The sequence below is a fragment of the Archangium sp. genome, from assembly GCF_036389735.1.
Lineage (GTDB): Bacteria > Myxococcota > Myxococcia > Myxococcales > Myxococcaceae > Archangium.
In genome coordinates this window covers 1-2,569 of sequence record NZ_DASVWK010000383.1, presented here as the reverse complement: position 1 = coordinate 2,569, position 2,569 = coordinate 1, and the positions used below count along the sequence as shown (strand labels likewise).

3 protein-coding genes are annotated in these 2,569 nt (G+C 70.1%); all 3 read left to right on the top strand.

Annotation, left to right across the window (positions count from 1 at the left end):
* The first annotated feature begins 192 nt into the window (after positions 1-192).
* Positions 193-963: a hypothetical protein gene (locus tag VF794_RS13625; RefSeq protein ID WP_331110442.1), complete on the top strand. Its 771-nt coding sequence runs from the start codon at positions 193-195 to the stop codon at positions 961-963.
* Positions 964-1,006: 43 nt separating this feature from the next.
* Positions 1,007-1,561, top strand: a complete 555-nt coding sequence (locus VF794_RS13620) for a Uma2 family endonuclease (protein WP_331110440.1) — start codon at positions 1,007-1,009, stop codon at positions 1,559-1,561.
* 21 nt (positions 1,562-1,582) lie between these two features.
* Positions 1,583-2,569: hypothetical protein (locus tag VF794_RS13615; protein WP_331110438.1), on the top strand; the 987-nt coding region annotated here is incomplete at its 3' end.

Genomic DNA, 2,569 nt, shown 5'->3' with positions numbered 1-2,569 from the left:
GGCCGCCGCACCCGTCAGGCCGGAGACCGGCCCATTCCCACCCCCGGGCACATCGGCAACCTTCCCGATGACGCCCCCAGCACGCCCATCGCCTTCCCTCCGCACGAGCAGGAGGATTGAGCAGCCAACAGCCTTCACCTCGGGAGGAGGGCGCGCTGGGGCTCCCTCCTCTCCCGTGCTAGAGCTTGGCCCATGCTCGCCCTCGCTCTCGCCGCCGTGCTCGCCGCCAATCCCAGTCCCGTCGAGGCCTGGGCCAAGAAGGCTTGTCCTCCGCCCAAGAAGCAGCCCGAGTCCAACATCGAGATGAAGTTCGTCGAGCAGCAGCGCGCCGAGTGCCTGCTCAAGGCCATGAACAAGGCGCTCGACAAGGTCCTCCTCCCCCTCAAGAAGCAGAACCCCGCCGCCTTCAAGGAATGGATGTCCTTGCAGGCCGACTACAACCGCTGGATGGCCGATGCCTGTGCCTCCGTGGAGGAGGCCAACTGGGTGGACCTCTCCACCGGCGAGCGCTCCATGGGCACCGGCTATGGCTACACCGAGAGCCAGTGCCGCCAGCAGCAGCACGCCTGGCGCGGTTTCTACGCCGATGCCTGGGCCCGCAAGGACTGGAAGGGGATCGAACAGGCCCTCCAGGACTTCGCCACCCCCGCCCAGAAGGCCCGCGAGTCCCTCCAGGCCTACCGCGCCCAGGCCCGGCAGGCCGCCGCTCGCGCCCCCGCCCACGTCGCCGAGGGCGATGACCTTCCCGTGCGCCAGCTCTCCAAGGACGACTGGAAGCCCTACAACGAGCGCCTGGAGCGCGCCGCCTCCGGCCCCGAGGCCCTCTCCAAACGCCAGTGCGCCCTCGTCCCCAGCCCCGCCGCCGACTGCGCCCAGCGCTTCGCCGACAGCCTCTCCGCCCAGCTGGACTTCTCCGACGCCCTGTCCGCCTCGGCGGGGGGCGACGCGCAGGGCGAGCAGTAGTCGTCCGCCGGGCGATGTCAGACCCCTCCCCCATCATGGCGTCATGTCCGCCATGCTGCTCGGAAGCCTCGACATCGCCCCCTCCTTCGAGTCCCTCGCCCACCCCCGGCCGGCGCTCCCGAAGGCCGCGCGTCCCGTCAGCCCCCGCTCCGCCGCGCTCCACGCCTACGCCACCTCCCAGCTCGGCGCCGAGCTCATCGGCTCCTACGGCGCCGGCCGCGGCGTCCACGGCTCCTGGCTCCTGCTCAGCGGCCTGGAAATCCACCTCGGGCACAGCCTCCTCGCCCCGGACCTGATGGGCTGGCGCCGCGAGCACATGCCCCGGCTGCCCCGGGGCTCCTCCGGCATCGCCCTCGCCCCGGAATGGGTGTGCGAGGTGCTCTCCCACCCCGAGGAGCGCTCCCGGCTGCTGCCCCTCTACGCCCGCGAGGGCATCCCCCAGGTGTGGCTCGTGGATCCGGAGGTGCGCACCCTGGAGGTGCTCCAGCTCGACGGCCGGCGCTACACGTTGCGTGCCCTGCACTCGGGCACGGACACCGTTCGTGCCGAACCTTTCGAGGCCCTGGCCCTCTCGTTGCGCCTGCTGTGGGCCGAGTGAGGGGCTAAGCTCTGGCCCCTTATGGCCGCAGCCGGACTCATCTTCGAGAAGGCTCACGTCCTCTGTTACCGCACCTTCGACATCGCCGAGGAGATCAACCTCGAGCAGGCCCGCCGCGTCATCTCCGCGGATGTCCGCCGCCTCAAGCTCGGCCGGGAGAACAGCCAGTACCTCCAGCTGCCCAACCCGCCCCTGGCCTTCGAGCTGGGGCGCCGCCCGTTCGCCCTGCGCCAGGGGCCCGTCACCGTGGATGTGACGGCGCGCCTCTTCGACCACGGCGCCGCCTCCATCATCCTCCGCGTCCCCGTTACCCCGGGCACCACCTTCGAGGGCCTCACCGCCCTGGCCGACGAGCTGTATGACAGCGTGGCCCTGGAGGAGCTCGCCGTGGAGCTCATCGAGTCGGTGCGCAAGATGATTGCCCCGGCCGTGCAGGGCGAGCACCTGTGGGACCAGAACGAGAGCTACACCGTCCTCTTCGTCGAGCGCATTGAAGGCAACCCCACCGCCGACGAGGTGATGGCCCGGGCGGACCTGGCCCGGGTACTGCTGGGCGAGGTGGATGCCCGGCCCCTGTCCTCCCGCGAGCGCGAGGCCGTCACCCAGTCCCGCTTCAGCTACACCGTGGATGACCTGGTCGTCATCGACTGGAACAGCGCCTTCGTCTACGAGCCCTCGGGCTCCAGCGACATTCCGGACCTGCTGGAGGTGGCCAACGCCCAGCTGCTGGAGTTCCGCTACTACGACGACCAGCTGGACTCACACATCGCCCGCATCCATGACCGGGTGCAGGCCCGCCGCCATGGCTGGTGGGCGCTCTTCCGCAGCCCCTACCGCGCCCTGGCCCGCGAGACGCTCGCCACCCTGGTGGACCTCAACGAGTTCATCGAGCGCGTGGAGAACAGCCTGAAAATCATCGGCGATTTCTACCTGGCCAAGGTGTACGAGGCCTCCGTCAAGCGCATGCGCATTCCAGCGTGGCAGGCCTCGGTGACGCGCAAGCAGCAG